23 protein-coding genes are annotated in these 26,274 nt (G+C 73.7%); 12 read left to right on the top strand and 11 right to left on the bottom strand.

Annotated elements, in window-relative coordinates; genetic code table 11:
- Nucleotides 1-27: 27 nt before the first annotated feature.
- Entirely contained in the window at nucleotides 28-951 is a 924-nt protein-coding gene (locus tag GA0070214_RS17540) for a type IV toxin-antitoxin system AbiEi family antitoxin domain-containing protein (RefSeq protein ID WP_244167763.1), read from the top strand.
- An 88-nt stretch (nucleotides 952-1,039) separates the two neighbouring features.
- A complete protein-coding gene (gene purD, locus GA0070214_RS17535; RefSeq protein ID WP_091264393.1) occupies nucleotides 1,040-2,287 on the top strand; it encodes a phosphoribosylamine--glycine ligase in 1,248 nt (415 codons plus the stop codon).
- A gap of 85 nt (nucleotides 2,288-2,372) precedes the next feature.
- Here the strand turns inward: purD and GA0070214_RS17530 are convergent, their stop codons facing one another.
- The 4 genes from GA0070214_RS17530 to GA0070214_RS17515 form a co-directional block, all read right to left on the bottom strand.
- Nucleotides 2,373-3,938: a N,N-dimethylformamidase beta subunit family domain-containing protein gene (locus tag GA0070214_RS17530; RefSeq protein ID WP_244167753.1), complete on the bottom strand. Its 1,566-nt coding sequence runs from the start codon at nucleotides 3,936-3,938 to the stop codon at nucleotides 2,373-2,375.
- Between the two features lie 98 nt (nucleotides 3,939-4,036).
- A complete protein-coding gene (locus tag GA0070214_RS17525; protein ID WP_091264389.1) occupies nucleotides 4,037-5,602 on the bottom strand; it encodes an AMP-binding protein in 1,566 nt (521 codons plus the stop codon).
- A gap of 165 nt (nucleotides 5,603-5,767) precedes the next feature.
- Nucleotides 5,768-6,982, bottom strand: coding sequence for an acyl-CoA dehydrogenase family protein (locus GA0070214_RS17520; RefSeq protein WP_091264386.1), 1,215 nt, complete (start codon nucleotides 6,980-6,982; stop codon nucleotides 5,768-5,770).
- Nucleotide 6,983: 1 nt separating this feature from the next.
- Entirely contained in the window at nucleotides 6,984-7,436 is a 453-nt protein-coding gene (locus GA0070214_RS17515; RefSeq protein ID WP_091264384.1) for an SCP2 sterol-binding domain-containing protein, read from the bottom strand.
- Between the two features lie 77 nt (nucleotides 7,437-7,513).
- On the opposite strand from GA0070214_RS17515, the gene GA0070214_RS17510 reads away from it, so the two are divergent.
- Complete coding sequence (locus GA0070214_RS17510; RefSeq protein ID WP_208602810.1) at nucleotides 7,514-8,152, top strand: TetR/AcrR family transcriptional regulator; 639 nt, start codon at nucleotides 7,514-7,516, stop codon at nucleotides 8,150-8,152.
- Here GA0070214_RS17510 and GA0070214_RS17505 read toward each other — a convergent pair.
- A complete protein-coding gene (locus GA0070214_RS17505) occupies nucleotides 8,127-8,804 on the bottom strand; it encodes a DedA family protein (protein WP_091264377.1) in 678 nt (225 codons plus the stop codon). The two genes, GA0070214_RS17510 and GA0070214_RS17505, sit on opposite strands and share 26 nt — an antisense overlap.
- A gap of 160 nt (nucleotides 8,805-8,964) precedes the next feature.
- On the opposite strand from GA0070214_RS17505, the gene GA0070214_RS17500 reads away from it, so the two are divergent.
- Entirely contained in the window at nucleotides 8,965-10,119 is a 1,155-nt protein-coding gene (locus GA0070214_RS17500; RefSeq protein ID WP_091264374.1) for a sensor histidine kinase, read from the top strand.
- The gene (locus GA0070214_RS17495) at nucleotides 10,116-10,763 is read left to right on the top strand and encodes a response regulator (RefSeq protein ID WP_091264370.1); all 648 of its coding nucleotides are present in this window, start codon (nucleotides 10,116-10,118) and stop codon (nucleotides 10,761-10,763) included. Before GA0070214_RS17500 ends, GA0070214_RS17495 begins: the two co-directional genes overlap by 4 nt.
- Nucleotides 10,764-10,772: 9 nt before the next feature.
- On the opposite strand, the gene GA0070214_RS17490 is transcribed toward GA0070214_RS17495, so the two are convergent.
- The 3 genes from GA0070214_RS17490 to GA0070214_RS17480 form a co-directional block, all read right to left on the bottom strand.
- Complete coding sequence (locus GA0070214_RS17490; protein ID WP_091264366.1) at nucleotides 10,773-11,390, bottom strand: DedA family protein; 618 nt, start codon at nucleotides 11,388-11,390, stop codon at nucleotides 10,773-10,775.
- Between the two features lie 197 nt (nucleotides 11,391-11,587).
- Nucleotides 11,588-12,478, bottom strand: coding sequence for a MaoC/PaaZ C-terminal domain-containing protein (locus tag GA0070214_RS17485; protein ID WP_377462990.1), 891 nt, complete (start codon nucleotides 12,476-12,478; stop codon nucleotides 11,588-11,590).
- 254 nt (nucleotides 12,479-12,732) lie between these two features.
- Complete coding sequence (locus tag GA0070214_RS17480; RefSeq protein WP_091264361.1) at nucleotides 12,733-14,091, bottom strand: 3-oxoacyl-ACP reductase; 1,359 nt, start codon at nucleotides 14,089-14,091, stop codon at nucleotides 12,733-12,735.
- Between the two features lie 54 nt (nucleotides 14,092-14,145).
- On the opposite strand from GA0070214_RS17480, the gene GA0070214_RS17475 reads away from it, so the two are divergent.
- On the top strand, nucleotides 14,146-15,438 hold the full coding sequence (locus GA0070214_RS17475) for an acetyl-CoA C-acetyltransferase (protein ID WP_091264359.1): 1,293 nt from the start codon (nucleotides 14,146-14,148) through the stop codon (nucleotides 15,436-15,438).
- Between the two features lie 51 nt (nucleotides 15,439-15,489).
- On the opposite strand, the gene GA0070214_RS17470 is transcribed toward GA0070214_RS17475, so the two are convergent.
- Nucleotides 15,490-17,796, bottom strand: a complete 2,307-nt coding sequence (locus GA0070214_RS17470; protein WP_091264356.1) for a PKD domain-containing protein — start codon at nucleotides 17,794-17,796, stop codon at nucleotides 15,490-15,492.
- A gap of 230 nt (nucleotides 17,797-18,026) precedes the next feature.
- On the opposite strand from GA0070214_RS17470, the gene GA0070214_RS17465 reads away from it, so the two are divergent.
- Genes GA0070214_RS17465 through purB form a run of 3 tightly spaced genes read left to right on the top strand, consistent with a single transcriptional unit; the run spans nucleotide 18,027 to nucleotide 20,775 of the window.
- Nucleotides 18,027-18,545, top strand: a complete 519-nt coding sequence (locus tag GA0070214_RS17465) for a SigE family RNA polymerase sigma factor (RefSeq protein ID WP_091264353.1) — start codon at nucleotides 18,027-18,029, stop codon at nucleotides 18,543-18,545.
- Nucleotides 18,542-19,294, top strand: a complete 753-nt coding sequence (locus GA0070214_RS17460) for a hypothetical protein (RefSeq protein WP_091264350.1) — start codon at nucleotides 18,542-18,544, stop codon at nucleotides 19,292-19,294. The genes GA0070214_RS17465 and GA0070214_RS17460 overlap by 4 nt, the downstream gene beginning before the upstream one ends.
- Nucleotides 19,295-19,353: 59 nt before the next feature.
- Nucleotides 19,354-20,775 (top strand): adenylosuccinate lyase, encoded by a 1,422-nt coding sequence (gene purB, locus GA0070214_RS17455; RefSeq protein ID WP_091264347.1) that lies wholly within the window; start codon nucleotides 19,354-19,356, stop codon nucleotides 20,773-20,775.
- A gap of 6 nt (nucleotides 20,776-20,781) precedes the next feature.
- Here purB and GA0070214_RS17450 read toward each other — a convergent pair whose 3' ends face one another.
- Together GA0070214_RS17450 and GA0070214_RS17445 are read right to left on the bottom strand one after the other, a co-directional pair.
- Complete coding sequence (locus GA0070214_RS17450; RefSeq protein WP_244167762.1) at nucleotides 20,782-21,303, bottom strand: YbjQ family protein; 522 nt, start codon at nucleotides 21,301-21,303, stop codon at nucleotides 20,782-20,784.
- 70 nt (nucleotides 21,304-21,373) lie between these two features.
- Nucleotides 21,374-22,057, bottom strand: a complete 684-nt coding sequence (locus GA0070214_RS17445) for a S1 family peptidase (RefSeq protein ID WP_091264344.1) — start codon at nucleotides 22,055-22,057, stop codon at nucleotides 21,374-21,376.
- Between the two features lie 470 nt (nucleotides 22,058-22,527).
- Between GA0070214_RS17445 and purS the strand changes: the two genes are divergently transcribed.
- The 3 genes from purS to purL all read left to right on the top strand — a co-directional run bounded on the left by purS (nucleotide 22,528) and on the right by purL (nucleotide 26,265).
- Nucleotides 22,528-22,791 carry a phosphoribosylformylglycinamidine synthase subunit PurS gene (gene purS, locus GA0070214_RS17440; RefSeq protein WP_030332194.1) on the top strand — a complete coding sequence of 88 codons (264 nt, stop codon included), beginning with the start codon at nucleotides 22,528-22,530 and terminating at the stop codon, nucleotides 22,789-22,791.
- Nucleotides 22,788-23,471 carry a phosphoribosylformylglycinamidine synthase subunit PurQ gene (gene purQ / locus GA0070214_RS17435; protein WP_091264340.1) on the top strand — a complete coding sequence of 228 codons (684 nt, stop codon included), beginning with the start codon at nucleotides 22,788-22,790 and terminating at the stop codon, nucleotides 23,469-23,471. Before purS ends, purQ begins: the two co-directional genes overlap by 4 nt.
- Before the next feature lie 67 nt (nucleotides 23,472-23,538).
- Complete coding sequence (purL, locus tag GA0070214_RS17430; RefSeq protein ID WP_091264337.1) at nucleotides 23,539-26,265, top strand: phosphoribosylformylglycinamidine synthase subunit PurL; 2,727 nt, start codon at nucleotides 23,539-23,541, stop codon at nucleotides 26,263-26,265.
- The last annotated feature ends 9 nt before the right edge of the window (nucleotides 26,266-26,274 follow it).

Below are 26,274 nucleotides of genomic sequence, written 5' to 3'. Positions count from 1 at the left end.
TGTTGGTCTCGTGGGCAGCCTGGGGCGGTGGCTGATCGTGTTTCGTTGAGTCGGGTTGCTGCACGGCAGGGTGGGGTGGTGACGGCCGCCCAGGCCGTTGCTCTGGGATTCAGTCGGGACCAGGTTCGTCATCTCGCTCGGTCCGGGCGGTGGATCCGGGTGGCTCGGGGCTGTTTCGTGCCGGCGCCGCAGGGGGACGTCGCTTCGCTCCGGCGGGCCCGGATCCGAGCGGTCGTCGAGAGTCTCGGTGCCGGCGCCGTCGCCGTGCTGGACACCGCCGCCGAGCTGCACCGCATCGGTGGCCTGCGTGCCACGTCGGCGGTCCACGTCTCGGTGCCTCCGGACCGTCCGCGACCGCAGCGTCCGGCCGATCCCGACCTCGTGGTGCACCAGCTCGCCCTGTGTCCGGCTGATGTCGCCACCGCCGCGGGTGTCCCGGCCACGACTCCCGTCCGCACGGTGGCTGACGTGATTCTCCGGGCCGATCGCTACCCGGCGGTGTGCGTCGTCGACTCGGCGCTCAACCGGGGGCTGATCGACGAGTCGGACCTGTCCCTGGTGGCGGCGCTCATCGCCCGGCGGCGGGGCGCCGTGGCGGCCCGCCGCAGCTTGGCCGAGTCGGACGGCCGTGCCCAGTCACCCCTGGAGACGCGGGTCCGACTGCGATGCGTGGACGGCGGCGTCCCACCCGACACGTTGCAACTGGAGGTCCGCGACGACGACGGCTACCTGCTCGGCATCGGCGACCTGGCCTGGCGTGGCGCCCGCATCATCGCCGAGGCCGACGGCCAGACCCCACACCAGACTCCCCAGGCCGTCTACGAGGACCGCGTCCGCCAGAATCGCCTGGCTAACCCAGGCTGGACCGTCCTCCGCTTCACCTGGCCCGACACCCTCCGTCCCGACTACATTCCCCAGACGATCGCCCGCGCTCTCCGAAGACCCCGTTGATCAAGAGGTTTGCGTCGTCGAGGCGCGGATCTGAGACGCAAACTTCTTGATCAACAGGGTGGGGTGGGGTGGTCAGTAGGATGCCGTCGTGCGGGTTCTTCTTGTGGGTGGTGGGGGGCGGGAGCACGCGCTCGCCCTCGGGCTGGTCGCCGATCCTTCCGTTGACGTGCTGGTTGCCGCTCCGGGTAATCCCGGGATCGCGGCGGTGGCCGAGGTGCGGGAGGTGAACGCCACCGATCCGGCGGCGGTGGCGGCACTCGCCGTCGAGGTGGCGGCGGATCTCGTGGTGATCGGTCCGGAGGCGCCGCTGGTGGCGGGGGTTGCCGACGCGGTGCGGGCCAAGGGCGTCGCGGCGTTCGGCCCGTCGGCCGAGGCGGCCCGGCTGGAGGGCTCGAAGACGTTCGCCAAGGACGTGATGACTGCGGCCGGCGTGCCGACCGCCCGGGCCTACACCTGCACCGACGCGGAGAGTGTCGGGCGGGCGCTGGACGAGCTCGGTGCGCCGTACGTCGTGAAGAACGACGGGCTGGCCGCCGGCAAGGGCGTCGTGGTGACCGACGACCGCGCCGCCGCCGAGCGGCACGCCGCGGAGTGCGGCCGGGTGGTGATCGAGGAGTACCTGGCCGGTCCCGAGGTCTCCCTCTTCGTGGTCACCGACGGCGAGGCCGCCGTGCCGCTGCTGCCCGCCCAGGACTTCAAGCGCGCGGGTGACGGCGACACCGGGCCGAACACCGGCGGCATGGGTGCGTACGCGCCGCTGCCCTGGGCCCCGCCCGGCCTGGTCGACGAGGTGATGCGCGACGTCGTGCACCCGACGCTGGCCGAGCTGCGCCGCCGGGGCACGCCGTTCGCCGGCCTGCTCTACGTGGGCCTGGCGATCACCGCCGCCGGCCCGCGCGTGATCGAGTTCAACGCCCGCTTCGGTGATCCGGAGACCCAGGTGGTGCTCGCCCTGCTGGAGACGCCGCTGGCCGGGCTGCTGCACGCGGCCGCCACCGGCACGCTGGCCGCGCACCCGCCGCTGCGCTGGCGCGACGGCGCGGCGGTCACCGTCGTGGTGGCGGCCGAGGGCTACCCGGCGGCGCCGCGCACCGGTGACGTGATCACCGGCGCGGACCGCGCCGGCGTCATCCAGGCCGGCACCCGCCGGGGCGTCGACGGCACGCTGCGCTCCGCCGGGGGCCGGGTCCTCTGCGGTACGGCCACCGGCCCCGACCTGGCCGCCGCGCGGGAGGCCGCCTACGAGGTGGTACGCGGCATCGAGCTGGCCGGTTCGCACCACCGCTCCGACATCGCGGCCGCCGCGGTGGACGGCCGGATCGATCTCCCCGCCTGACGGGATCCACCGTTCCTCGCCGTCAAGGTCTGCCGCGACAGCCGCTGGCCGACGACGACCCTCGGCTGGAGCCCCGGTCTCGTGGTCAGCGGTTCGTCGTGGCGGGTGAAGCTCCCGGCTTGTCCGCCGTCCCCGGGTCGGTTCCGCTCACCGGCGCCGAGCGGGCGGGCGGGTCGGCGATCATCCGGTCGAGCACGTTTGCGGTGGCCCGTTCGATCCGCTCGTCGCGGTGCCCGCGCCGGTTGAGCGCCATCGTCCAGCCGAGGGTGCCGGTGGCGAAGACCACGGCGCCCCGCGGCGTCTCGTAGACGTGGGTGCTCTGCATCCGCCGGCCGCCCTGCCGCGCGGGATAGAGCGACCCGCTGAGCAGGGTCTCGCCGAGCCCGAGCGGCCGGGCGGTGGCGGCATGGACGCCGTCCGCCTCGCCGGCGACCACCCCGGGGATCCGATCGCCGTCGGCCACCCCCGTGCCCGCCCACACCCAGTGGTCGGCGGAGCGCACCACCAGCGGCTGCGGGGTGGCGACGATGCCGTTGTACTGGACACCGAGCAGTGCCTGCTCGGGCTGGTCGAGGTCGCGCCAGGTCACCGTCGGCCCGGCGGCGTCCTCGTCCGGGTCGGGGGTGGTCTTGGCGCAGGCGACGACCCGCTCGGGGCGGCCGTCGGCGGAGGGACGCACCCGGATGTGCCAGTAGACGCTGTTGGCGCCGAGGAAGGCGAGGCTGGTGCCACCGGCCAGCCCGGCCTCGGTGGCCCGGCGCATCTCCGCCGACCAGTACTCGTCGTGCCCGCAGAACACCAGCCCGCGGTGCCGGCGCGGGTCGAGCCGGCCCGAGTGCAGGTCGAAGCTGGTCGCGTAGGAGACGTCGTAGCGGTTGCGCTCCAGCCACCTGACGGCGTCGTTGTCCCGGCTGAACTGGGTCGGCTGGCCCGTGTCGGCGTACGGGCGGTCGAAGGAGACCTCGCGCGCCCGCAGTGCCGGATCCTGCCGCCCGCCGGCCGTGTAGCCGTTGTAGAGGCTCGTACCGGACCGCTGGTCCCGCGGCCACTGGTTGTACGCCTGCCAGGTGGTCACCGGCAGCACCACGCAGAGCGCGGCCTCCCGCCGGTCGTCCCGCACCACGAACGGGGTGCAGGCGCGCCAGCCGCCGGCGGAGGTGAAGACCGCCTGGTAGAGGCCGGAGGTCCAGTCCTCGGGGATGCGCAGGCTCCAGGACACCGGCCAGCGGCAGGCGATGGCACCGGTGTCCGGGTCGGCCGGCGGCACCGGCTGTGGAGTGCCGTCGAGGTGCGGGCTGGTCAGCATGGTGCGGGCGCCGGCGCCGTCGTACCAGCCGAGCCGGTGCACGGTGATCCGGAACCGGCCGGCCGGGTTGAGCGCGACGTGGAAGTCCACGGACTCGCCGGGGGCGAGGCTGGTCGTCGAGGCGTACCCCTGGATCTGCCGCAGCCGGTCGTCGGCGGCCCGGGTGTCGTCCCGCGGCCACCAGGGCTCGCCGGCCGCGTGGTTCTCCACCTCGACGGGTGAGGACTGCCGGCGGACCGGCGTGCCGGTGCGGCGACTCAGCACGGGCTCACCGGTGCCGAGCGCGGTCGCGGAGACGCCGCCGAGGAGGAGGCCCAGGGCCCAGCGCCGACGGAGTCGCACCATGTGAGAACTCCCGAGGAGTGAGAGTCACTGCCGGGACAGCCGGCGCACGGAAGCTACCACCGGCGGTGCCACGCCGTCTGTCCCCCGTGGGGCGGCCCTCAGCCGTAGTAGCGGCGCAGTTCGCGGCTGAGCACCTTGCCGGTGGCGTTGCGCGGCAGGTACTTCACGAACACGACGTCGCGGGGCACGGAGAAGCGGGCCAGGTAGTGCCGCACGTACTCGCGGACCGCCTCCGGGTCGAGCGTCTCACCGGGGTGCAGGGCCAGGAACGCGGCGAGCCGCTGGCCGTACTCCGGGTCGGGCACGCCGATCACGGCGACCTCGCGGACCTGCGGCAGCCGGGCGATCAGATCCTCCACCTCGGACGGGAAGACGTTCTCCCCACCGGAGACGATCATGTCGTCGGCCCGCCCGTCGACGAAGAGCAGCCCGTCGGCGTTCATCCGGCCCAGGTCGCCGGTGTCGAGCAGGCCGTCGCGGCTCTCCCGGCCGGCCCCCGTGGTGTATCCCTCGAAGAGCATCTCGTTGCCCACGAAGATCCGGCCCACCCGGCCGTCCCGGACCGGTTCGCCGGCGTCGTCCACGATCTCGAGCCGGGTGCCGTGCGGCGGGCGGCCCGCCGTGGTGGGGGCCGCGCGCAGTTCCGCCGGGCCGGCGATGGAGGCCCAGGACACCTCGGTCGAACCGTAGAGGTTGTGCAGGACGTCGCCGAAGCGGTCCATGAACGCGGTGGCCAGGCCGCCGGGTAGCGCGGAGCCGCTCACCGCGACCACCTTGAGCGGCGGCCGGGGCTCAGGCGGTGGCACCTCCATGAGCCGTTGCAGCATCACCGGTACGGCGAAGAGCGCGTCACAGGGCTGCCCCGCCAGGGCGGCCAGCGTGGCGGCCGGGTCGAACCGCCGGTGCAGCACGATCGTGGCGCGCAGCGCGAACGACACCTGGAGGGCTGCGTACCCCCAGGTGTGGAAGATCGGCGCGGCGATCAGCACGGTGTCGTGGACGTGCAGCGGGATCCGGTCGATGATGGACACCAGCGGGCCGAAGCCGTGCGGTGTGGGCCGGCGGGCGCCCTTGGGCGCGCCGGTGGTGCCGGAGGTGAGCACGATGGTCCGGCCGTCCCGCTCCGGCGGCTGGAGCTGGTCACCGGGCAGCGCGCCGGCGATCAGCTCCTCCTGGCGGCGCTCGTCGACCCGGTGCAGGTCGGCGGGGAGACCGAGGATCCGCTCGGCGAACTCGGCGTCGTGCACCAGCACGCGCAGGTTCTGCTCCTCGGCCACGGTGGCCAGCTGGGCGGCGGAGAGACCGGTGTTGACGAGTACGGCGTCCGCGCCCAGCAGCATGGCGGCGACGATCACCTCGATGAGGCCGTGGTGGTTGCGGCAGAGCACGCCCACCCGGTCGCCGGCCTGCACGCCGAGCCCGGCCCGCAGCGACCGGGCCAGCCGTTCCGACCGGTCCAGCAGTTCCTGGTAGGTCAGCGAGGCGCCGTGCTCGTCGACGACGGCGGTCCGCCCCGGGTCGCGCGCGGCGGCCTGGCGCAGCTCTCCGGCGAGGCTCCAGCCCCACCGGCGCAGGGCGTTGAGCTGGGAGGCCACCCGGATCGGGCGGCCCGGGTTGAGCAGTCCGCGTCGGGTCAGCGTGGCGACGATGAACGGCAGGTCCAAGTCGCAACCCTCCTTCGCGTTCGTGTTCTCCCGATCATGCACCCGGGGCGGCGCCGGGCCCAGTCCACGTGATCACTTGCCCAGCCTGCGGAATGCGAAGCGCGGACCGGCGGCCCGACCCGCGGCGGCGGTACCGTCGCGGGTCGGGCCGGCGTACGCCGGCGATCAGCGGATCTGCATGCCGGAGATGGCCCGGGAGATGACCAGCCGCTGGATCTCGGAAGTGCCCTCGAAGATGGTGTAGATCTTGGCGTCCCGGTACCACCGCTCGACCGGGTGGTCGCGCAGGAAGCCGGCGCCGCCGAGGAGCTGGACGGCACGGTCGGTCACGGAGATGGCCACCTCGCCGGCCTTGAGCTTGGACATCGAGCCCTCGCCCGCGGTGAACGGCCGGTTGTTGCGGCCCATCCAGGACGCCCGCCAGACCAGCAGCCGGGCCGCGTCGATCTCCATCTTCATGTCGGCGAGCGCGAACGCGACCGCCTGGTTCTCGATGATCGGGCGGCCGAACTGGACCCGCTCCTTGGCGTAGTCGAGGGCGTACTCGTACGCGGCGCGGGCCACGCCGAGGGCCTGCGCGCCGACGGTCGGGCGGGACAGTTCGAACGTGCGCATGGCCGCCTGGCTGGAGGCGCGCTGGCCGGTGCGTGCCCGGGCCAGCCGCTCGTCGAGCGCCTCCTTGCCGCCGAGCAGGCAGCGCCCCGGGACCCGTACGTCGTCGAGGAAGACGTCGGCGGTGTGCGAGGCGCGCAGCCCGAGCTTGCGCAGCTTGCGGGTGGCGGTGAGCCCCGGCGTGCCGGGCGGCACGACGAACGCGGCCTGCCCCCGCGAGCCCAGGTCGGGCTCGACCGAGGCGGTGACCACGTGCACGCCGGCGATGCCGCCGTTGGTGGCGTACGCCTTCTGCCCGTTGAGCACCCACTCGTCGGTGGCCGCGTCGTAGACCGCCCGGCTCCGCATCGACCCGACGTCGGAGCCGGCCTCCGGCTCGGTGGTGCAGAACGCGGCGACGGCCGGCTGGTCGACGTCGCCGAAGCACTGCGGCACCCACTCGACGAGCTGGTCGGGGGTGCCGGCGCCGTAGATGGCGGCGACGGCCAGCGAGGTGCCGAAGATGCTCAGGCCGATGCCGGCGTCACCCCAGAACAGCTCCTCGCTGGCGATCGGCAGGGAGAGCCCGGTGGGGTCGGCCCAGCAGGTGGCGAGGAACTCGAAGCCGTACAGGCCGACCTTCGCCGCCTCCTGGATGATCGGCCAGGGAGTCTCCTCCCGGGCGTCCCACTCGGCCGCGGCCGGGCGCACGACCTCGGCCGCGAAGCCGTGCACCCAGTCGCGAAGGTCCCGCTGTTCCTCGTTCAGGTCGAGCGAGAACTCGGCCATCTCAGGCCTTGGGGATGTCGAACAGGTTGGCGATGTTCGCCGCGAGGCCCAGGTCGCCCTTGGCCTTCAGCTTGCCGGTCATGAACATCATGACGGGGTTGCCGCCACCGGAGACGATCTTCAGGAACTCGACCGGGCCCATGGTGAGGCTGAGCTTCGGGTCCCGGCTCGGGGTCTCGGAGACGGAGCAGGTGCCGTTCTCGATGACGATCTCGTAGGTGTCGGTGCCACCGTCGGGGCGGCCCGTGATGTTCCAGTGGATGACCGCGTTGGTCGAGCCGGCCCGGTCGGCCCGGAACAGCGTCGGCATCCGGTTGAAGACCTCGCTCAAGATCTTGCCGCGCAGGTCGCCGGACATGATCTCGGCGATCTTGTCGTCGGGGGTGGACTTGACCAGCTGCGCGAACTCCTTCGGGCCGACGTTCGCGAAGTTGGCCGGGTCGAAGTCACTCATGGGGGATGCACCTCTCGGGCGAGCCGACTTTGGTTACTCTGGCGTAACCCTACGCACGAGTAGGTATGCTCGCAAGGGTGTCCAGCACACCGACCTTCAAGCGCCTTCCCCGCGCCGTGCGTGAGCAGCAGATGCTCGACGCGGCGGTCAAGGTGTTCTCCCGCCGGGGTTTTCACGCGGCCAGCATGGACGAGATCGCCGACGACGCCGGCATCTCCAAGCCGATGGTCTACGCGTATCTGGGCACGAAGGAAGAACTCTTCGTCGCCTGCCTGCACCGCGAGGGCACCCGGATGATGGAGGCCATCGCCGGGGCGGCGGCGCCCGACCTGCCCGCGGACGAGCGGCTCTGGCGCGGGCTGCGCGCGTTCTTCGGCTTCGTGGGCGCGCACCGGGACGGCTGGGCCGTCCTCTACCGGCAGGCCCGCGGCGAGCAGCCGTTCGCCGCCGAGCTGACCACCATGCGCGGCCGGCTCGTCGAGGTGGTCGCCGGGATGCTGGACCACGCGCTGCGCGCCAAGGGCCGCGAGGTCGGCGTCACCGACCTGGAGGTCGTCGCGTACGCCCTGGTGGGCGCCACCGAGTCGCTGGCGGACTGGCTGGCCGACCACCCGGAGGCGGACCCGGAGAAGACCGCGACCCGGATGATGAACGTGGCCTGGCTGGGCGCCGACCAGCTGCTGCGCGGCGTCACCTGGCACCCGCCGGCCGGCTGACCCTCGCGCGCGCCGCCCGCCGGCCCCTCGCCCACCGCACCGCCTCCACGACCACGGTGAGGGTCAGGGCCAGCCCCAGCCCGAGCAGCAGCCCGCGCACCGGGTCCTGCTCGAAGGCGAGCCCGCCGAGGTAGCCGACCAGCGCCGAGTAGACGCCCCAGGAGGCGGCGGCCAGCGCGTCGAAGGCGAGGAACCGCCGCCGGGGGAACCGGGTCGCCCCCATGGTCAGGGTGACCGCGGTCCGTCCACCCGGGACGTAGCGGGCCACGGTGAGGATCAGCCCGCCGCGCGTCGCGATACCCCGCCGGGCCCGCTCCACCGCGGCCCTCCGCCGGCTCCCACGACCGGCCCGGCCCTCCTCGCCCGGGTCGCCAGCCGGACCGGCCGCCGGGAGCCGGGCCAGCAGCCGGCCGCCGCCGTGCCGGCCGATCGCGTACGAGACGTGGTCGCCGACGAGCGCACCGAGCGCGGCCACTCCGACCACCAGCGGCAGGTCCGGCTGGCCGGTGGCGGCGAACACCCCGGCGGTGATCACGGCGGTCTCGCTCGGCACCACCGGGAAGAAGCCGTCGACCACCGCGATGGTGAACAGCGCCAGGTAGACCCAGGGCGAGGACATGGTCTGGTGGAGCAGGCCGAGCACGGAATCCATGGCCCCGATGCTTGTCGCGCCGCCCGTCCCCGCCATCTGTCGTCGGTCGGCCGGCGGGGGTCACTTTCGTCGCGTCGTACCCCGACGGGCCGTCGGGGTCGGCCCCCAACCCACCCGGAGGTACGCGCCATCGCGAGCCGGCCCGACCTAGGCTCGCCGCGTGACCACCCGCGCCACCCTGCTCCGGCGGGCCGAGCAGCACACGCCGCTGATGCTCGCCGGGCTCGTGGCTGCCGCCACCTGGGCGTCGGCGACCGGTGCGCTGGGCGTGCGCTCGCCGCTGCCCCGGCTGCTGGTGCTGGTCGTGGCGCTGGCCTCGGGAGCCGCCGCCGGCACGGCCCGCCGCTGGCCGCTGGTCGCCGCGGCGGCGGTCGGCTGGGTCGTCCTGGCCGCCTGGCCGGCCGCCGTCCTGGCCTCCTGGCGGGCCGGGGTCGGGCTGCGCGGTCGGCGGCTCGCCGGTCACCTGCTCGGAGCGGGCCTCGTCGCCCTGCTCGGGGTGCTGGTCGGCGTCGCGGTCGGCGGCGAGCGCCGGTTGACCACCGCGACCGGCGCCAACGCCACGGCGCTCTTCGCCTGGCTGGTGGTCTTCCCGCTGCTCGCCGGCCTGTGGATCCAGGCGCGGCGGGACACCCTGGCCGCGCTCCGGGACCGCGCCGAGCGGCTGGAACGCGAGCAGGAGGCGCAGGCCGACCGGGTACGCGCCGAGGAGCGGGCCCGGATCGCCCGGGAGATGCACGACGTGGTGGCGCACCGCGTCTCGCTCATGGTGGTGCACGCCGGGGCGCTGGAGGTGACCGCCGCCGATCCGGCCACCGTCGAGGCGGCCGCGCTGATCCGCTCCACCGGCCGGGCGGCGCTGACCGACCTGCGTGAGGTGCTCGGCGTACTGCGCCAGCCGGCCACCGGCGGCACCCCGCTCCCGGCCGCCGGACTGGACGCGGTCGACGAGCTCGTGACCGACTCCCGCGCGGCCGGCCTCCGGGTGGACCGGCGGGACGAGGGATCGCCCGGGCCGGTGCCGGGTGCGGTGGCCCGGACCGTGCACCGGGTGGTCCAGGAGGGGCTGACGAATGTGCGCAAGCATGCCCCGGACGCGGCGGTCACCGTACGCCTGCGGCACCTGCCCGACGGGATCGAGGTCGCCGTCCGCAACGGCCCGGCCACCCGGCCCGGCCCCGCCCTGCCCGGCGCGGGGCTCGGTCTGGTCGGGCTGCGCGAGCGGGTCGAACTGGCCGGCGGGCGGCTGTCGGCCGGCGCGACCGCCGACGGCGGTTTCCTGCTGCGGGCGCTCGTGCCGGTCGAGGAGCTGCCGTGATCCGTACCCTGATCGCCGACGACGAGCAGTTGGTCCGCGCCGGACTGCGGCTGATCCTGGAGGCCGCGCCGGACATCGCGGTGGTCGGCGAGGCGGCCGACGGGGACGAGGCGCTGGCCGCCGCCGTCCGGCTGCGGCCCGACGTGGTGCTGCTGGACGTCCGCATGCCCGGCACCGACGGGCTGGCGGCCGCGCCCCGGATCGTGGCCGAGGGGCCCCGGGTCGTCATGCTCACCACCTTCGACCGGGACGAGTACGTGCACGCCGCGCTGCGCGCCGGCGCGGTCGGCTTCCTGCTCAAGGACACCCCGCCCCGGGAGCTCGCGGCCGCCGTGCGGACCGTCGCGGCCGGCAACGCCATGCTCGCCCCGACGGTGACCCGGCGGTTGATCAGCTCGTTCGCCGAACGCGGCCCGGCCCGGCGGGAAGCCGCGCGGCAGCGGCTGGCCCGGCTCACCGGCCGGGAGGCGGCGATCGTCCGGGAGGTGGCCCGCGGCGACGCGAACGCCGACGTGGCCCGCCGGCTGGGCACGAGCGAGGCGACCGTGAAGACGCACGTCAGTCGCGCGCTGGCCAAGCTCGGCGTGGCCAACCGGGTCCAGCTCGCCATCCTGGTCCACGACGCCGACCTGTTGGCGGAGTGAGATCCGGGCTCAGCGGCCTGCGGTGGCGCGGGCGCGGGCGCGGCGGCGGGCCCAGCGGACCGCCTCGAACAGGCCGGTGACCGCCACCGAGAGGCCCACGCCGGCGAGCAGGCCCTGGACGGGGTTGTGCTCGAAGGCCAGCCCGCCGAAGTAGCCGAGCAACCCGCAGTAGCTGCCCCAGGTGCCGCAGGCCAGTGCGTCGTACATGAGGAAGGAGCGGAACGGGTAGCGGACCGCGCCCATCGTCAGGGTGACCGCGGTGCGGCCACCGGGGACGTACCGGGAGGTGGTCAGGATGATCCCGCCCCGCCGGTCGACCGCCCGCCGGGCCCACTCCGAACCGGCCCGGCGCCGGCTGTCGACGGGCAGCCGGGCCAGCCGGTGCGCGCCGCCGCCGCGCCCGATGGCGTACGAGATGTGGTCGCCCGCGAACGCGCCGAACGCGGCGGCCACGATCACCCCGACCACGTTCGGCTCCCCGCCGGCCGCGAAGACCCCGGCGGTGATGGCCACGGTCTCGCCCGGCACGGCCGGGAAGAACGCGTCGACAGCGGTGACCGTGATGATCACCAGGTACACCCACGGTGAGGTCACCGTCTGGTGCAGCAGGTCGACCACGTCCCCCATGTCCCCATGCTCGGTGGTGGGGCGTCAGCAGGGAGCGGAAACGGCTCCGGCGAGGGCGGGGACCTTGTCCTCGGCGGTCGGCGCCAGCGGGTCCACCACCACGTGCCGCGACAGGTGCGTAGGGACGCCGGGGGCGGAACGTCCCGGCGCCGAACTGTGCGAACGTAGGAAAGAGGGGGCCTCAAGCCCCCTCTTTCTCAGCGGACGGTGCCCACCAGGTGCGGCCGGCCCTGCCGGGCGTCGTGCAGCGCGAAATCCCAGGTCGCGCCGGTGGCGGTGGCGCTGAAGGCCACCGTGGACGGCAGCGGCACGGGCAGCTTGAACGCCACCTCCACCGTGTAGGACTCCGGCAGCCGGCCCTCCAGCGCGGCCAGGCAGCGCGCCTTGCTCCACATCCCGTGCGCGATCGGGCGCGGGAAGCCGAACAGGCGCGCGCCCAGCCGCGAGGTGTGGATCGGGTTGTGGTCGCCGGAGACCCGCGCGTAGTCGGTGCCCACCCGCGGCGTCACCCGCCAGTGTGCCGAGGCGGCCGGCGGGGTCGGGCGGTCACCCGGTTCGCGCCGCGGGCCACCGCCGGCCGCGCGCTCCCTCCCGAGGTACGTCGAGACGCCCCGCCAGACCTCCTCCCCGTCGACCGAACCGACCAACACCACGTCGAGCTGCCGGCCCCGCTCGTGCGGGCGCAGGTTCTCGGCGTACGTGCGGAAGTCCACCGTCTCGCCGGCCTCGACCGGCCGGAGCACGGTGATCCGGTTCGCCACGTGCACCACCCCGGTCAGCGGGATGGGGAACTCCGGTGCGGTCATCAGCCGCAGCGACAGCGGAAAACCCAGTACGTGCAGGTACGTCGCCGGCAGCCGGTCGGCCAGCCGGAACCCGCAGACCCGGTCGTAGTCGGCCAGGTGGGCCGGGTCGACCGTCACCCCGGAGACGGCCAGCTCGACGGCGGGCACGTCCGGCCGGCGCCGGCCGCCCGTGCCGGGAAGCGCCCCCAGCAGGGCCCGCCGGTAGAGCGCCCCCGGCGCCGGCAGCCGGGGCAGGTCGAGACGCACGCGGCCATCCGGCCCGGTGCGCTCCGGGGCGGTCAGGGTGGCCGCGCCGCCGGACGTGACGGCCGCGGCCGCGGCGGACAGGTCCCGGGTGCGGTCGTCGGCCAGCGCGGACAGGTCCTGGGTCCGGTCCTCGGCCAGCGCGGACAGGTCCTGGGTCGCCTCCACCTGCGCGACCTCGCGGGCCGCGAGGGCCGCCCGGGCCGACGTCAGGTCCTGCGTCGGCCCCTCGATCAGCTCGTGCACCGACAGCTCCTCGGCCGGCTCCTCCGGCCGCTGCTTCCGCCGCGCCATCACGCCCCCAGCAGGCTCTGGCCGCAGACCCGGACCACGTTGCCGCTGACCGCGCCGCTCGCCGGCCAGGACAGCCAGCCGATCGTCTCGGCCACGTCCACCGGCAGGCCGCCCTGGGACATGCTGTTCATCCGCCTGCCCGCCTCCCGGATCATCAGCGGGATCCGGGCGGTCAGCCGGGTTTCGATGAAGCCGGGCGCCACCGCGTTGAGGCTGATGCCCCGCTCGCCCAGCACCGGGGAGAGGGAGTCGACCAGGCCGATCACGCCGGCCTTGCTGGTCGCGTAGTTGGTCTGGCCCCGGTTGCCCGCGATTCCGGCGATCGAGGAGACCGAGACGATCCGGCCGCCGGCCGGGATGAGGTTCCGCTCCAGCAGCACGTCGTTGATCCGCTCCTGGCTGGAGAGGTTCACGTCGATCACCGAGTCCCAGCGGTCGGCGTCCATCCGGCCGAGCGTCTTGTCCCGGGTGATGCCGGCGTTGTGGACCACCACGTCGACCCGGCCGTGCCGGCTCGCCAGGTGATCGGCCAGCCGGGTCGGTGCGTCCGGCGCGGTCAGGTCGAGCTGCACGGCGCTGCCGCCGACCTCGTTGGCGACCGCGGCCAGCTCGTCCCCGGCGGCCGGGATGTCCAGCGCGACGACCGAGGCGCCGTCCCGGGCGAGCACCCGGGCCAGCGCCGCGCCGATGCCCCGCGCCGCCCCGGTGACCAGGACGACCTGGCCGTCCAGCGGCCGGTCCCAGTCGGCCGGCGCGGCGGCGGTCCCGGCGCCGACCCGGATCACCTGGCCCGAGACGTACGCGGAACGGCCGCTGAGCAGGAAGCGCAGGGTGGACTCCAGGCTCACCGGGGTGCCGGCGTCGGCGTCCCTCGTGACGTACACGAGCTGGGCGGTCACGCCCCGGCCGAACTCCTTGCCGATGCTGCGGGTCAGCCCCTCCAGTGCCCGCTGGGCGGTGGCCTCCCGGGGTGAGCCGCACTCGGCCGGCGGGGTGCCCAGCACGATCACCCGGCCGCTGGCCAGCAGCGCCCGGGCCTGCGGGTGGAAGAAGTCGTAGAGCTGGCGCAGGCCGGTGGAGTCGGTGATGCCGCTGGCGTCGTACACCAGGCCCCCGAACCGGGCGGTGGCGTCGGTGGCGGCGGCCGGGTCGACCAGCTCGACCCCGGCGGCGGTCAGGACCTTGCCCACCGGCTCGGCGAGCCGGCCACCGGTCGACGAGCCGAGCAGGACCGGCCCGGGAACGAGCGGGTCGCCCGGCGTGTGCCGGCGCAGGCGGGGCGGGTCGGGCAGCCCGAGGCGCTTGACCAGCGCGCGGCCGGCCCCCGTTTGGACGAAGCTCGCGTACCTGTCGGTCATAGGCGTAGCCTACTGGCGAGTAGGGTTCGGGCAACAGCTTCGAGGAGGCCGATCGTGCAGAGTGTCCGGCGGGTCGCGGTGATCGGCGGCAACCGCATCCCCTTCGCCCGCTCCAACTCGCGCTACGCGCACGCGTCCAACGCGGACATGCTCGGTGCGGCGCTGGACGGGCTGGTCGCCCGGTTCGGGCTGGCCGGGCAGCGGGTCGGCGAGGTGGTGGCGGGTGCCGTGCTCAAGCACTCCCGGGACTTCAACCTCACCCGCGAGGTGGTGCTCGGTTCCCGGCTCGACCCGCACACCCCGGCGTACGACATCCAGCAGGCCTGCGGCACCGGGCTGGAGGCCGCCATCCTGGTCGCCAACAAGATCGCCCTCGGGCAGATCGAGGTCGGCATCGCCGGCGGCGTCGACACCACCTCCGACGCGCCGCTCGCCGTCAACGAGGACCTGCGCCGGACCCTCATCCAGCTCAACTCGGCCCGCACCCTCGGCGAGCGGCTGAAGCTCGCCGCCAAGCTCCGGCCGCTCCAGCCGTTCAAGCCGGAGATCCCGCGCAACGCCGAACCGCGGACCGGGCTGTCGATGGGCGAGCACGCCGCGAAGACCGCGCTGCGGTGGAACGTCGACCGGCAGGCCCAGGACGAGCTGGCGCTCCGCTCGCACCAGCGGCTCGCCGCCGCGTACGAGAAGGGGTTCTTCGACGACCTCATGACCCCCTACCTGGGGCTCACCCGCGACCAGAACCTGCGCGCGGACACCAGCCTGGAGAAGCTCGGCTCGCTGAAGCCGGTCTTCGGGGCCAAGGGCCCGGACGCCGAGCGGGCCACCATGACGGCGGGCAACTCGTCACCGCTCACCGACGGCGCGTCGACGGTGCTGCTGGCGTCGGAGGAGTGGGCGCGCGAGCACCACCTGCCGGTGCTGGCCTGGTTCTCCTGGTCCGAGACGGCGGCGGTCGACTTCGTGCACGGCGACGAGGGCCTGCTCATGGCCCCCGCCTACGCCGTCCCCCGGATGCTGGCCCGGGCCGGGCTGGCCCTCCAGGACTTCGACTACTACGAGATCCACGAGGCGTTCGCCTCGCAGGTGCTGGCCACCCTGGCCGCCTGGGAGTCGCCGGAGTTCTGCAAGGAACGGCTCGGCCTGGACGCGCCGCTCGGGTCGATCGACCGGGACAAGCTCAACGTCAACGGCTCCTCGCTGGCCGCCGGGCACCCGTTCGCGGCCACCGGCGGCCGGATCGTGGCGACCCTGGCCAAGCTCCTCGATCAGAAGGGGAGCGGGCGGGGCCTGATCTCCATCTGTGCGGCCGGTGGGCAGGGCGTGACCGCGATCCTGGAGCGCTGACGCCGACGCCCGCCCGGATGGCTGCATCCGGGCGGGCGTCCGGCGTACGGGTCAGCTGCCGAGGGTGAACCTCTCCCACGGGCCGATCGCGGTGCGGTTGGCGATCAGCGGCTTGGCGCCGCCGCTGTCGGCGGTGACGTAGCGGCTGTTGACCGTCGCCTTGAAACTGACCGTGCCGTCGGCGTTGGGCAGGAGGGCGAACTTCTCCCAGGCGCCCACGCTGGTCCGGTTGGCGATCAGCGGCTTGGTGCCGGTGCCGTCAGCGCACACGAACCGGTTGTTCGCCCGGGCGAAGAGGCCGAACTGGCCGTTGCCGAGGTCGACCAGGTCGAACCGCTCCCACGGACCCACGCTGGTCCGGTTGGCGATCAGCGGCTTGGTGCCCCCGCTCTCGGCGGTGACGTACCGGCCGTTGGCGCCGGCTTTGAAGGAGCGGTCGGCGTCGGCCACGTTGACCCGGTAGAACTTCTCCCGGGTACCGATCGCCGTGGCGGTCGCGACCAGTTGGGCGCTCGCGTTGACGCCCACGTAGCCCCGGCCGCTCCAGCGGAGGCTGACCGTGCCGTCCGCGTTGCGGATCAGGTCGAACGTCTCCTCGTCGGTGACCGCCTGGCTGTTCGGCAGGATCGCGCCGCTGTTGACCAGGTAGCGGCCGGCGGCCCGGGAGAGCACGGCGACCTTTCCGTTCCCTGCGTCCGCCAGGTCGAACTGGGCGTCGGCGCCCGGGATGGTCTTGTCGGCCGCCACGACCTGTCCCACCGACGAGGTGGCCGCGTAGCGCAGGTTGACGAGCGAGAGCAGCCCGATCGTGCCGGTACGCCGCAGCATGCTGACCCTCTGCGAGGTGGTGTTTCCGCGGTTGTCCGAACCGGACACCGTGACCGACACCGTGTAGCTGCCGGTGGTCTGGTAGACGTGCGAGGCCACCGGCTTGTCCTGGGTGACCACGGTGCCGTCGCCGAAGTCGAAGACGTACGAGGTGATCGGGACGTATCCAGCGGTCGAGCCCGAGGCGTCGGCCGTCACGGTACGGGTACCGAGGTCCAGCTTCGTCTGAAGCCACGCGAGCGGACTGCCGAGGAACTCGGTCGCTCCACGATCGGCCCAGGGGATGGGGCCGGCGCCGGTGTCGGGCCGCCTCGGGTTGTCGGCGCGGGCGTTGCCGGCGCCGTCGGTGGCCTGGAAGCCGGGTGCCGCGGAGTTGGCCGAGTCCTCCGCCTCCGTGCTGTACGGCGTGTCCCGGTCGTGCGCGGCCTGCCCGGAGGCGGTTCGGAAAGCGGCGAGCCCCAGGTGGGTGCCGTTCCAGGAGTAGGCCGATTCCGACGGCGACGCGAAGTGGTAGGTGTTGTTGTAGTCCACCACGGTGCTGCCAGCGGCGGCGCCGTAGAGGCCGATCTCGGCGCCCGGCTCGGCGGAGCGGTCGCAGTAGGACTGGCCGAAGAGGCCGTTCGAGGTCAGCACGTTGTTCTGCACCGACACGCCGCTGGAGGCACCGTCCACCCGGATGCCGTCGAGGCAGCGGCCGCGTACGTTGTTGTTGGTGATCGCCGTCCGGGCGGCGCCGCGGTTGTGGATGCCCACTCCCGCTCCGCCCTGGACCTGGTTGTTCGCCACCACGGTGTCCGCCGCTCCTGGACCGACCGCGATGGCGGCGCCGGTGAATCCGGAGACAGTGCTGTTCAGGACGGTGTTGTCCGGCCCTTCGATCCGGATGCCGACGCTCTGGTCGGCGAGGCCGGCATCCGTCGGACTGATCAGGACGCCGGAGCGGACGACGACACCGGTGGTGTCCGCGTCCATGCTTACCGCGCTGCTCAGCCCCGTACCTTTCGCCACGATCTTCGTCAGGGTCGATCGGGTCACCCCGGTGAGCCGGACGACGGGGACGGCGGCGGCGTCGCCCATCAAGAGGCTGCCAGCATTGACCGTCATTCCCGAGGCGTTCCGTAGGTCGAGGGCGGGCACCTCGACGGTCTTGGCCACCCGGAGGTTCTGGAGCGCGATGTCGTGCTGGCCGTCGACGACGACGCCAGCCGTCGGCCCGCTGAGCGTGGCGGCGCCGCTCATGACGATGGTGATCGGCTGGTCCGCGGTTCCGGACTCGGCGATGGTGACGCGCTCCGCGTAGGTGCCGGCACCGATGTCCACTGTCTGGCCGGCGCTGACGTGGGCGACGGCCGGGGCGATGGAGCAGAAGGGCTCGGCGAGGGTGCCGGCGCCGGTGTCGGAGCACGCGGTCGACGTCTGGCGGACGTAGCGGACCGTCGTGTCGGCAGCCTGGGCGGGGGTCGCGAGGGACAGCAGGGAACCGCCGGTCAGCGCGAGTGCGGTGAGCCCGGCGAGGGAGGAATTGCGCATGTGCGTCCTCGGTCGAGGAGAAAGGGAACCCGGACGGGCCGGGAAGCTGATCTTCGCTCATCGGGGCGCGTCTCGCTGCCCTGTCGGCGAGGATTTCTGCCGTCATCGACACCGAGGAGGACGCCTGCGCCGGGCTGTACCGCGCCTCACCGGCCGCCCCGCGCCCTGAGCAACCCGAGGGGGGCCGCCTTCCGTCCCCTGGTCATGAGGCGAGCAACGGGTCCCGCGGCGTGAACCGGCGCGACGAGGACGAGTTCCGGGAGTTCGTGTCGGCCCGGCTGGATCCGCTGCGCCGGACGGCCTACCTGCTCTGCCGGGACTGGCACCTGGCCGACGACCTGGTGTCGATCACCGTCGGCCGGCTCTACCGGCACTGGCGGCGGGTCCGGGCGGCGGACAACGTCGACGCGTACGTCCGCGGGGTGCTGACCCATGCCTGGCTGGACGAGCGGCGGCGGCCGTGGCGGCGGGAACGGAGCAGCGACGAGTTGCCCGACCGGCCGGACGTACGCGCTGCGGAGTCCCCGGTGGCCGACCGGGAGCTGCTGTGGGAGCTGCTCGGCCGGCTCGCGCCACGGCGCCGGGCGGTGGTGGTGCTGCGGTTCTACTGCGATCTGTCCGTCGAGCAGACCGCGGAGATCCTCGGCGTCAACACCGGCACGGTGAAGAGCCAGGCCGCCCGGGCGCTGGAACAACTGCGCCTGCTCGCCGGGAACGAATTGGCCACGGAATACGGGAGGCGGACATGACATACCGGGAGATCCTCGACGAAGCGGTCGGCACGCCACCGCCCCCGTCGGTCGACCTCGACCGGATCATCGGGCAGGAGACGCGACGGGCGCGGCGCCGCCGCGCGGGCGCGTACGGGCTGTCCGCCGTGGCCGTGCTCACGGTCGCCACCGGTGCGTCGGTGCTGGTCACCCCGGGTGTGCCGGACACCGGACCGGTGATCGCGTCCAGCGGGGCGAGCGCCGCCCAGCCGGCCGAGATTCGGAACGCGATGCTGGCGGCGATCGAGCGGGCCGCGCCGGACCTGCGCTGGCTGCCCGGCGCCGAGCAGGAGAACGACATGGCCAGATGGTCGGGGCCGGCCGTCGCCGAGCCGAGCTGGCCGGTCAGCCCCTTCTCCCACGAGTCGGCGTCCGGATGGATCGGCAACGGGGTGGCGGTCCGGGGCGATGTGCGGGCCCGCCTGTCCATGGAGGTCAGCAGGTCGAAGGCGGGGCAGTCGCCGGAGCCCTCCGACTGCCCGGAGTATGCGCGGGCCTGCGAGACGTCGCCGGGTCCGAACGGTGAGCGGGTCAGGGTCGTGGAGTGGGAGGCCCGTTACCGCCCTCCCGGCCAGCCGACCATCCGCGCCGGCCACCGGAGGGTTGATGTCCTCCGGCCGGACGGCACGCAGGTACACGTGGACACCATGAGCCGTACGGAGCAGTTCCTGCTCACGGCGGCGGAGATGACCGCCGTCGCGCTGGACCCGGCCCTCACGCTGCCCTGACCGGTCGACCGGCTCGGGGCGACCGGAGCGCTGGTCGGCGCGTACGGGAGAATGGGGTCGTGACGATCCCGAACGTGCTCGCCAACCGCTACGCCTCGCCCGAGCTGGTCGCGCTCTGGTCGCCCGAGGAGAAGGTACGCATGGAGCGGCGGCTCTGGCTCGCCGTGCTCCGGGCCCAGCGGGACCTCGGCGTGCCGGTGCCGGACGGGGTGGTCGAGGCGTACGAGCGGGTGGTCGACGACGTGGACCTGGCCTCGATCGCCGAGCGCGAGCGGGTCACGCGGCACGACGTGAAGGCCCGGATCGAGGAGTTCAGTGCCCTCGCCGGCCACGAGCACGTGCACAAGGGGATGACCTCGCGGGACCTCACGGAGAACGTCGAGCAACTCCAGGTCCGGGCCTCGCTGGAGCTGGTCCGGGACCGGGTGGTGGCCACGCTCGTCCGGCTCGCCTGGCACGCCCACGAGTACTCCGGCCTGGTCATGACCGGCCGGTCGCACAACGTCGCCGCGCAGGCCACCACGCTGGGCAAGCGCTTCGCGTCGGCGGCGGAGGAGCTGCTCATCGCGTACGAGCGGCTGACCGACCTGATCGACCGCTACCCGCTGCGGGGCATCAAGGGGCCGGTGGGCACCGCGGCCGATCAGCTCGACCTCTTCGACGGCGACGCCGGCAAGGTGGCCGAGCTGGAGCGCCGGGTCGCCGAGCACCTCGGGTTCCGCCGGGTGCTGGACAGCGTCGGCCAGGTCTACCCGCGCTCGCTGGACTTCGACGTGCTCTCCGCGCTGGCCCAGGTGGCCGCCGCGCCGTCGTCGCTGGCCACCACGATCCGGCTCATGGTCGGCCAGGAGCTGGTCACCGAGGGCTTCAAGCCGGGCCAGGTGGGTTCCAGCGCGATGCCGCACAAGATGAACACCCGCTCGTCGGAGCGGGTGAACGGCTTCGCCGTGATCATTCGGGGCTACCTGTCGATGGTCGGCGAGCTGGCCGGCGACCAGTGGAACGAGGGGGACGTCTCCTGCTCGGTGGTCCGCCGGGTGGCCCTGCCGGACGCCTTCTTCGCCGCCGACGGGCTGTTCCAGACGTTCCTCACCGTGCTGGACGAGTTCGGGCCGTACCCGGCGGTGATCAACCGCGAGCTGGAGCGCTTCCTGCCCTTCCTGGCCACCACGAAGATCCTGGTCGCGGCGGTGCGCCGGGGCGTCGGCCGGGAGGTCGCGCACGAGGTGATCAAGGAGCACGCGGTCGCCGTGGCGCTCGGCATGCGGGAGAAGGGCGCCGCCGAGAACGACCTGTTCGACCGTCTCGCCGCGGACGGCCGGCTCGGCCTGACCCGGGCCGAGATCGACGCTCTGGTCGCCGACCGCAATGCCTTCGTGGGCGCCGCCGGCGCGCAGGTCGACCAGGTGACCGCCCGCATCGCCAAGATCGTCGAAGCCCACCCCGAGGCCGCCGCCTACTCCCCGCCGCCCATCCTCTGACCCCGGTCAGGAGCCCGGGGTGGGGGTCTCGGCGGCGGACTGGAGGTTCGGGGCGCTGGCCGGTTCGGCGATGCCGCCGGGCGAGGCGGTGATCTCCGGCTCGTGGGCGGTCTCGGCCGCGATCATCGGCTGGTCGGGCGGCATGACGTCGGGCGTCTTGGGTACGACGATCACCGCCGTGCCGTACGCGCAGATCTCCATCCACATCTCGCCGCAGTCCCGGCTGTCGAATCGCATGCCGATCACGGCGTTCGCGCCCAGCCGCATGGCCTCCTCGCCGAGCCGGGCCACCGAGTCGGTACGCCAGCGGGTGAGGTTGTCCGGCGCCATCGGGTCGTAGGCGCCACCGCGCAGGTTCTTGACCCCCTCGCGGTAGGGGTTGCGGGTCCGCGCCATCGAGGAGACCACTTCGCCGAGGATCTGGCGGATCTCGTAGCCAGGCAGTTGATCCGTCGTCACGACCAGCACGGTTCCGATGCTGTCAGCCTGCGGGCGGCCGGTTCGTGAGCCGTGTTCACCTGATCGGATGCTGCAAAACGGCGCGGCGCGGACGGTCGGGGTGCCACCGACCCATCCGCGCCGCGCCGGTCGCTAACCGTCAGACACCGGCCACCGAGGTGATCCAGGACCGGTTGTACGCGACACTGCCGTAGTTCTGGATGCTGGAGCCGTCGGCCGTGGAGGCGACGCCGACCTGCCGGCCGTTGTAGAACTCCGGGCCGCCCGAGTCGCCGCGCCAGGCGTTGCCGTTGATCCGGGTGCTCCGGATCGCCTGGCCGCCGTAGGCGTCGGTCGCGTTGGTGCTGGTCACCTGCACGCTGGCGGTCTTGAGCTGGGGCGACGCGCCGCAGCCGCTGTAGCAGGTCATGCCCCAGCCGTAGATCGAGTTGGTGGAGCCGACCGGCGGGTTGCTGCTGGCCAGCGTCACGGTGGAGGTGCTGACCGCGCTGGAGAGGCGGAGCAGGGCCAGGTCGTAGCGGGTGTAGGAGGCGCTCACCGTGCGGGTGACCCCGCCCGAGGCGTAGTAGACGCTGCCGACCCGGACCGACATCGAGCCGCTGACGCAGTGCCGGGCGGTGAGCACCCACTGGGACGCGATCACGCTGCCGGAACAGGTGAACGAGCCGTTGCTGAACACGGCGGCGGCCCACGGAGCGGACGAGACGGTGCTGCCGCCGATGATCGGCTGCGGGCCGGCGGGTGCGGCGGCGGCGCCGGAGGCGGTGGCGAGCACGCCGGCGAGGGTGGTGGTCAGCACGGCGAGCAGGGGACGGAGGCGCATGCGGGGTACTCCTTCGGCGGTGGGGTGCCCGGGATCGCCGGGCAGGGCGTGACCCGGCCGGGGCGGGTGGACCCGGCGGGCCGGTCGGAGAAGGCATCGACACCTGGCGATGAATGCTAAGGGTCGGTTGGTGTCCGTCACAAGACCCTCGATCGAAATCCGCCGATCGGCGTGGCCGGTCGGGACGGGGGTGTCGGCCGCCTGTCGGAAACCGGTCCCGTCGCGCGATCCGCGGTGCGAAATGCCTGGTGAGGGCCCTGTCGTCGGGGTCTGGCTCCCGCGCTGGGCAACGAATCCGTATCGACGCCGCAACGAACGCGTATCGGCCGCCGGTCCGGGCGGCCGGTTACGCCGATCACTCCCCGGGCGGGCACCGGCCGGTGCGGGCGGAGCGGTATCTGCCAGGTAGGCTGGCTGCGCTCGCCCGTAGTGGGCCGGCACCCAACTGCGTACACAGTCAGGAGTGCCCCGTGCCTCGCGTCGTCGTCGACGTCATGCTCAAGCCCGAGATCCTCGATCCTCAGGGCCAGGCCGTCGCAAACGCGCTGCCCCGGCTCGGCGTCAGCGACGTCGCCTCGGTCCGGATCGGCAGGCGGATCGAGATCGAGTTCACCGGTGAACCGGACCTGGACCGGGCCCGGGAGATCGCCGACAAGCTGCTCGCGAACCCGGTCATCGAGGACTTCACGGTCCGCCTGGTCGAGGCCGACGAGACCGCGGACGCACGCTCGTGACCGCGCGGGTCGGTGTGGTGACGTTCCCCGGCTCGCTCGACGACGGGGACGCGGCCCGGGCCGTCCGGATCGCCGGCGCCGAACCGGTCCGGCTCTGGCACGGCGACCCGGACCTGCACGGCGTGGACGCGGTGGTCCTGCCCGGCGGCTTCTCCTACGGTGACTACCTGCGCTGCGGAGCGATCGCCCGGTTCGCCCCGGTGATGGGGTCGATCGTCGACGCCGCCCGCGGCGGCCTGCCGGTGCTCGGCATCTGCAACGGCTTCCAGATCCTGTGCGAGGCCCACCTGCTGCCCGGCGCGCTCACCCGCAACCAGCACCTGCACTTCCGCAACCGGGACCAGGTGCTGCGGATCGAGGCCGTCGGCACCGCCTGGACCAACGCGTTCCAGCCCGGCCAGGAGGTACTCATCCCGGTCAAGAACGGCGAGGGCTGCTACGTGGCGGACCCGGCGACGCTGGACCGGTTGGAGGCCGAGGGGCGGGTGGTCGCCCGCTACGTCGGCGGCAACCCCAACGGATCGCAGCGCGACATCGCCGCGATCACCAACGAGGCCGGCAACGTGGTCGGCATCATGCCGCACCCCGAGCACGCGGTGGAGGCGCTCACCGGCCCCTCCCTGGACGGTCTCGGCTTCTTCACCTCGGTGCTGAAGCACCTGGTGGGAGCCCCGGCGTGACCGTACGCGGCGGGATCATCGGTCGGCTCACCCGCCGCCACGGCGGCGAGCGCAGCGAGGAGAGGTCATGACCACCCATCCGGACCCGGCCCTGCGGGAGACGCCGGGCGTGGTGCCGCAGGCCGGCCCGGCCGACGACTGGGCCCGCGGCGTGGACACCGTGCCCCGCGCCGCCGGCACCCCCGAAGAGCTCCAGCCCTACGCCGAGCTGGGCCTCCGTGACGACGAGTACGACCGGATCCGGCACATCCTGGGTCGCCGGCCCACCCAGGCCGAGCTGGCCATGTACTCGATCATGTGGAGCGAGCACTGCTCCTACAAGTCGAGCAAGGTGCACCTGCGCCAGTTCGGCGAGAAGGCCCCGCCCAGCGACCGGCTGCTGGCCGGCATCGGCGAGAACGCCGGTGTGGTCCAGGTCTCCGACGAGCTGGCGGTGACCTTCAAGGTCGAGTCGCACAACCACCCGAGCTTCGTCGAGCCGTACCAGGGCGCCGCGACCGGCGTCGGCGGCATCGTGCGCGACATCCTCGCCATGGGCGCCCGCCCGGTCGCCGTGATGGACCCGCTGCGCTTCGGCGCGGCCGACCACCCGGACACCGCCCGGGTGCTGCCCGGCGTGGTGGCCGGCGTCGGCGGGTACGGCAACTGCCTCGGCCTGCCCAACATCGGCGGCGAGGTGGTCTTCGACCCCTGCTACCAGGGCAACCCGCTGGTCAACGCGCTCTGCCTCGGCGTGCTGCCGGTCGACCGGCTGCAGAAGAAGGAGGCGGCCGGCCCCGGCAACGTCGTGGTGCTGATGGGCGCCAAGACCGGCCGGGACGGCATCGGCGGCGTGTCGGTGCTGGCCAGCGCCACCTTCGACGAGGGCAGCGAGCAGCGTCGCCCCTCGGTGCAGGTCGGTGACCCGTTCACCGAGAAGCTGCTCATCGAGGCCTGCCTCGAGCTGTACGACGCCGAGCTGGTCGTCGGCATCCAGGACCTCGGCGGTGCCGGCCTGACCTGTGCGCTCACCGAGACGGCCGCCGCGGCCGGTACCGGCATGCGGGTCTGGCTGGAGCGGGTGCCGCTGCGCGAGCCGTCGATGGAGCCGCACGAGATCCTGGCCAGCGAGTCCCAGGAGCGCATGCTGCTGGTGGTCGCGCCCGACAAGCTGGAGGCGGTGCTCAAGACCGCCGAGAAGTGGGGCGTGCTCGCCACCGCCATCGGCGAGGTCACCGCGCCGTCCCCGGACGGCCAGCCGGGCCGCCTGCTGATCACCTGGCGCGACCAGGAGGTCGTGGACGTGCCGCCGGGCTCGCTGGTGGATGACGGGCCGGTCTACGCCCGCCCCATGCGCGAGCCGGCCGACCTCATCCTGCTCCAGGCCGACCGGGCCGAGACGCTGCCCCGGCCGAGCGACCCGGAGGCGCTGCGGGAGACCCTGCTCCGCATGATCGCGTCGCCGAACCTGGCCGACAAGACCTGGGTAACCGAGCAGTACGACCGTTACGTGCTGGGCAACACGGTGCTCGCCCAGCCGGAGGACTCCGGCGTGATCCGGATCGACGAGCGGACCGGCCTGGGGGTTGCCCTCTCGGTCGACGGCAACGGCCGGTACGCGCGCCTCGACCCGTACCACGGGACGAAGCTCGCGCTGGCCGAGGCGTACCGGAACGTGGCGGTGACCGGCGCGAAGCCGATCGCCGTGACCAACTGCCTCAACTTCGGCTCCCCCGAGGACCCGGGCGTCATGTGGCAGTTCGCCGAGGCCGTGCGCGGCCTGGCGGACGGCTGCCTGGAGCTGGGCATCCCGGTGACCGGCGGCAACGTCAGCTTCTACAACCAGACCGGCGCGGCCGCGATCCACCCGACCCCCGTGGTCGGCGTGCTGGGCGTGCTGGACAACGTCGCGGACCAGGTGCCCATGGGCTTCGTGCCGCGGCCGGCCGGCGACCACGACCAGCTCTTCCTGCTGGGCGAGACGCACGTCGAGCTCTCCGGCTCGGAGTGGGCCTGGGTGACCCACGAGCACCTGGGCGGCATCCCGCCGCAGGTCGACCTGGCCCGCGAGCGGCAGCTCGCCGAGCTGCTCGCCGAAGCGGCCCGGGTCGGGCACCTCAGCTCCGCGCACGACCTCTCCGACGGTGGTCTGGCCCAGAGCCTGGTCGAGTCCAGCCTGCGCCGCGGGGTCGGTGCCCGGGTCGTGCTGCCGGAGCGCTTCGCCGGCGGGTCGATGCCGTTCGTCTTCCTGTTCAGCGAGTCCGCCGGCCGCGTGCTGGTGTCGGTGCCGCGCGGGCACGAGAAGGCGTTCACCGCCCTCTGCGCCGAGCGCGGGGTGCCGTGGGAGTTCATCGGGGTGACGGACCCGGCCAGCGGCGCCCTGGAGGTGCACGGCCAGTTCCGGATCGGCCTGGACGAGCTGCGCGAGGCGCACACCGGCACCCTGCCGCGTCTCTTCGGCGGCGCGGAGGCGGCCCGGGTCGAGGTGGAGGCCACCCGCACCGGGACCACCACCGTCCTGCCGGCCACCGCCGAGCAGCCGGTCGACGTCGACCCGGCCGAGGTGGCCGCCGAGCCGATCGCGCAGGCCGGTGCCGCTCCGGCGGAGACCGAGGTCGAGGCGACGTCCGCAACGTCCGCGGACGTCGCGGACGCTCCGGCGGCCGACGACGCCCCGGCGGACGAGGTCGTGGCGGACGAGGCTCCGACGGACGCCGCCGGCGCCGCGGCCGACGCTCCCGCGGCCGCCGACCCGGACGACTCCGCGACGGCCACCGGTGACCCGGACCAGCCCTCCGCCCCGGACCAGCGCTGAGGCCCTGGC

Origin of the sequence: Micromonospora chaiyaphumensis (assembly GCF_900091435.1) — a bacterium.
In the GTDB taxonomy this organism is placed as follows: domain Bacteria; phylum Actinomycetota; class Actinomycetes; order Mycobacteriales; family Micromonosporaceae; genus Micromonospora; species Micromonospora chaiyaphumensis.
The sequence above is the reverse complement of the archived record's forward strand: the minus strand, read 5'-3'. Positions and strand labels throughout refer to the sequence as shown.

Bases quoted from the DNA above. Each gene is read 5' to 3' on its own strand.
- GA0070214_RS17530 (WP_244167753.1), bottom strand. From the start codon at position 3,938: ATGGTGCGACTCCGTCGGCGCTGGGCCCTGGGCCTCCTCCTCGGCGGC.
- GA0070214_RS17520 (WP_091264386.1), bottom strand. From the start codon at position 6,982: ATGGCCGAGTTCTCGCTCGACCTGAACGAGGAACAGCGGGACCTTCGC.
- GA0070214_RS17515 (WP_091264384.1), bottom strand. From the start codon at position 7,436: ATGAGTGACTTCGACCCGGCCAACTTCGCGAACGTCGGCCCGAAGGAG.
- GA0070214_RS17505 (WP_091264377.1), bottom strand. From the start codon at position 8,804: ATGGATTCCGTGCTCGGCCTGCTCCACCAGACCATGTCCTCGCCCTGG.
- GA0070214_RS17490 (WP_091264366.1), bottom strand. From the start codon at position 11,390: ATGGGGGACGTGGTCGACCTGCTGCACCAGACGGTGACCTCACCGTGG.
- GA0070214_RS17480 (WP_091264361.1), bottom strand. From the start codon at position 14,091: ATGACCGACAGGTACGCGAGCTTCGTCCAAACGGGGGCCGGCCGCGCG.
- GA0070214_RS17470 (WP_091264356.1), bottom strand. From the start codon at position 17,796: ATGCGCAATTCCTCCCTCGCCGGGCTCACCGCACTCGCGCTGACCGGC.
- GA0070214_RS17460 (WP_091264350.1), top strand. From the start codon at position 18,542: ATGACATACCGGGAGATCCTCGACGAAGCGGTCGGCACGCCACCGCCC.
- GA0070214_RS17445 (WP_091264344.1), bottom strand. From the start codon at position 22,057: ATGCGCCTCCGTCCCCTGCTCGCCGTGCTGACCACCACCCTCGCCGGC.
- purL (WP_091264337.1), top strand. From the start codon at position 23,539: ATGACCACCCATCCGGACCCGGCCCTGCGGGAGACGCCGGGCGTGGTG.